We start from the raw sequence: 4,550 nt of genomic DNA, 5'->3' as shown, positions 1-4,550 counted from the left end.
TCGCTTGACTACCGTCTTTCAAGTCTGTTTGGTCTGCTGGAAGCAAGGCTTTCACTTCTTGTGGTAGTTCTTTACCTGGAGTTCCGCTGACAAACTCGTGAACTGCCTTATGAGTCACTGTTGGAGCTGGGGTGAATTCCCAAGTACCGACGAAGTGAGCATCCGCTCCATTGATGGTTTCTGATGCCTTGTCATAAGACTTAAAGCTCCAGGTACCTTCTGTTGTCTTCACTTCTGTTTGACTTGGTTGCGTTGGAGTCGCTTGACTACCGTCTTTCAAGTCTGTTTGGTCTGCTGGAAGCAAGGTTTTCACTTCTTGTGGAAGTTCTTTACCAGGGGTTCCACTGACAAACTCGTGAACTGCTTTATGAGTCACTGTTGGAGCTGGGGTGAATTCCCAAGTACCGACGAAGTGAGCATCCGCTCCATTGATGGTTTCTGATGCCTTGTCATAAGACTTAAAGCTCCAGGTACCTTCTGCGGTCTTCACTTCTGTTTGGCTTGGTTGCGTTGGAGTCGCTTGACTACCGTCTTTCAAGTCTGTTTGGTCTGCTGGAACCAAGTCTTTTACTTCTTGCGGAAGCTCTTTACCTGGAGTTCCGCTTACAAATTCGTGTGTTGCCTTGTAAGTTGGAGCTGGGGTGAATTCCCAAGTACCGACGAAGTGGGCATCCGCTCCATTGATGGTTTCTGATGCCTTGTCATAAGACTTAAAGCTCCAGGTACCTTCTGTTGTCTTCACTTCTGTTTGACTTGGTTGAGTCGGAGTCGCTTGACTACCGTCTTTCAAGTCTGTTTGGTCTGCTGGAAGCAGATCCTTCACTTCTTGTGGAAGTTCTTTACCTGGAGTTCCACTGACAAACTCGTGAGTAGCTTTATAAGTTGGGGATGGGGTAAACTCCCAAGTACCGACGAAGTGAGCATCCGCTCCATTGATGGTTTCTGATGCCTTGTCATAGGACTTGAAGCTCCAAGTACCTTCAGTTGTCTTAACTTCTGTTTGACTTGGTTGTGTTGGCGTTGCTTGACTGCCATCTTTCAAGTCTGTTTGATCTGCTGGAAGTAGGGTTTTCACTTCTTGTGGAAGTTCTTTACCTGGAGTTCCGCTGACAAACTCGTGAGTTGCCTTATAGGTTGGCGCTGGGGTGAATTCCCAAGTGCCTACGAAGTGGGCATCCGCTCCATTGATGGTTTCTGAAGTCTTGTCATAGGACTTAAAGCTCCATGTACCTTCTGCCGTCTTCACTTCTGTTTGGCTTGGTTGAGTCGGAGTCGCTTGACTACCGTCTTTCAAGTCTGTTTGGTCTGATGGAAGCAAGGTTTTCACTTCTTGCGGAAGTTCTTTTCCTGGCGTTCCGCTTACAAATTCATGTGTTGCCTTGTAAGTTGGCGCTGGGGTGAATTCCCAAGTACCAACGAAGTGGGCATCCGCTCCATTGATGGTTTCTGATGTCTTGTCATAGGACTTGAAGCTCCATGTGCCTTCTGACGTCTTCACTTCTGTTTGACTTGGTTGAGTCGGAGTCGCTTGACTACCGTCTTTCAAGTCTGTTTGGTCTGCTGGAAGCAAGGTTTTCACTTCTTGCGGAAGCTCTTTACCTGGCGTTCCACTGACAAACTCGTGAGTAGCTTTATAAGTTGGGGATGGGGTAAACTCCCAAGTACCGACGAAGTGAGCATCCGCTCCATTGATAGTTTCTGATGCCTTGTCATAGGACTTGAAGCTCCATGTACCTTCTGCGGTCTTCACTTCTGTTTGACTTGGTTGAGTCGGAGTCGCTTGACTACCGTCTTTCAAGTCTGTTTGGTCTGCTGGAAGCAAGGTTTTCACTTCTTGCGGAAGTTCTTTGCCTGGCGTTCCGCTGACAAATTCGTGTGTTGCCTTGTAAGTTGGAGCTGGGGTGAATTCCCAAGTACCGACGAAGTGGGCATCCGCTCCATTGATGGTTTCCGATATCTTATCATATGACTTGAAGCTCCATGTGCCTTCTGACGTCTTCACTTCTGTTTGACTTGGTTGAGTTGGAGTCGCTTGACTACCGTCCTTCAAGTCTGTTTGGTCTGCTGGAAGCAAGTCTTTTACTTCTTTTGGAAGCTCTTTACCTGACGTTCCGCTAACAAATTCGTGTGTTGCCTTGTAAGTTGGAGCTGGGGTGAATTCCCAAGTACCGACGAAGTGAGCATCCGCTCCATTAATGGTGTCAGAGGTCTTATCGTATGACTTGAAGCTCCATGTACCTTCTGCCGTCTTCACTTCTGTTTGACTTGGTTGTGTCGGAGTCGCTTGACTGCCGTCCTTCAAGTCTGTTTGGTCTGCTGGAAGCAAGTCTTTTACTTCTTGTGGAAGCTCTTTTCCTGGCATTCCGCTGACAAATTCGTGAGTCGCCTTGTAGGTTGGAGCTGGAGTGAATTCCCAAGTACCGACGAAGTGGGCATCCGCTCCATTAATGGTGTCAGAGGTCTTATCGTATGATTTGAAGCTCCATGTACCTTCTGCCGTCTTCACTTCTGTTTGACTTGGTTGTGTCGGAGTCGCTTGACTACCGTCTTTCAAGTCTGTTTGGTCTGCTGGAAGCAAGTCTTTTACTTCTTTTGGAAGCTCTTTACCTGGAGTTCCACTAACAAACTCGTGAGTCGCCTTGTAAGTTGGAGCTGGGGTGAATTCCCAAGTACCGACGAAGTGAGCATCCGCTCCATTAATGGTGTCAGAGGTCTTATCGTATGACTTGAAGCTCCATGTACCTTCTGACGTCTTCACTTCTGTTTGACTTGGTTGCGTTGGAGTTACTTGACTACCATTAGCCAAGTTCTTATCCGTCGCCGGAAGCAAGTCTTTCACTTCTTGTGGAAGCTCTTTACCTGGAGTCCCACTCACAAACTCATGATGTTTTTCATAAAGAAGGGCAGTGCTTACCTGATTAGAAGGAGCTGATAAATTATCAACATGCAATGTTACAGTATTGTCAATCTTTTCAGGACCTTTTTCTTCTACTTTTTTGTTTGTAGTAGTATTATAAGTTACAATAATTTCAGCAGAAGAATTTGCTTTTATGTATTCAGGTGTCATTTTAACAGTAACAGTTTGGCCATTCTTTTCAATAGTATAATCACGCCCTTCCTGTAGAGTCACTCCACCTGATTCCACTTTAAGTCCTTGATAATCAAGGCGCTCATCAAAATTCTGAACCATTTCGATAGATGAAGGCGCTGCTAAGAGATCTTTGCCAGGAACCGGAACTTTAAACCTTGCTTTATAAGTGATATTTTGCCCCTCTTTAGCTGGAATCTCTGTAGGATCAACTTCTAGAACAGGGCTAGGATCAAGTTTTTCAACATAGAGACCAAAGACGGCCGAAGCAACCTCTGTTGATGAATAAGCAAAATTCATCCTATTACTATTCGATCGAAGGGCGAAACCAGAGATATTGTTCTCAGAATAGCTACCACTTGTAATCTGAGTCGCAATCCAAGCAGTTCGTTCTCCTTGGTCTTCCTGTTTCAAAACATTGGCATTGTTCATCAGACGAAGATTAACATCATTTTGATAACCTTTAATATAGAAGGTTTCCTTCAAGTTATTTGCATCCATTGCATCGATATCCGTTGGTTTCATGACCAACTTCAAATCTGTCTCTGAACCATCTGCATAACTCAACTCGGCTGTTACATCAGCATCAATCCAAAATGCTTTATTCATGATGTAATCATGATTCGCATCTACGTAAGGAACATTACCAATTTCAAAAGCACTACTTTCCCATAATTCAGAAATTGAGAAAAATTCAACAGTAGATTTTTGAGTACTATTCATTTCAGACTCTGCTTGAGCAGTGTTTAGATAGTGAAGAGTTACCTTATTGAATTTTAAGTAAGCATCTACTTGCTTACCATTAACTGTCCCAATATTTGTGAATTTTAGAGAAAGAGGATTTTCAAAAACTTGATCCTGCTTTTTACTTTTATCTACTTTAAGAGTAAAGTTCTCCATCTCGCCTGGATAGGCAGCACCCCAGAGATATTCATAGTGGGGATTCGATAAATGAAACTGATCAACAGCCTGTGATTTAGATAAAACACTAAAATTGTTGATGTTCAAATTAAACTTACGAATATCCAAGGTTGAGATATCCGTTCCATTTTTTATTTCTTCTAAAGCCGCATAAGATTGAAGCGGAAGAAGAAAAATAGAAAAAAGTAAAACGACTAGTCCGAGAAAAGCCTGTTTTTTTCTACTGAAAATAGTAGAAAAAGGCATTCTCATGCGATATTTCCATTTCATAATGTACCTCCAAAACTAAAAATGATTATTTGATTATTTCAAAAGAAATATTCATCTCAATTTTAACACAAAAAAAGGGAAATTAAAAGCAGATTATAGATAAAAATTTATTATTTTGTATTTCCAGATTGTCAATTTTCGGTGAGAATAATTAAAATATCAAAATTTCAGAACAGGCGTTTACACTATGTAAATAGCTGTTTTATTGTTGAATCTATTATCACTCCATGAGTTTCATAACGTACTCAAGCTACACATAAACATTAATATA

At 42.5% G+C, this 4,550-nt stretch carries 1 protein-coding gene; it reads right to left on the bottom strand.

Annotation, left to right across the window (positions count from 1 at the left end; translation table 11 throughout):
- Positions 1-4,279: LPXTG-anchored SHIRT domain periscope protein (locus SORDD25_RS06440; protein ID WP_153014482.1), on the bottom strand; the 4,279-nt coding region annotated here is incomplete at its 3' end.
- Positions 4,280-4,550 lie beyond the last annotated feature (271 nt).

Origin of the sequence: Streptococcus oralis (assembly GCF_001579525.1) — a bacterium.
Taxonomy (GTDB): Bacteria; Bacillota; Bacilli; order Lactobacillales; family Streptococcaceae; genus Streptococcus; species Streptococcus oralis_M.
This window is presented reverse-complemented; position numbering and strand designations above follow the sequence as displayed.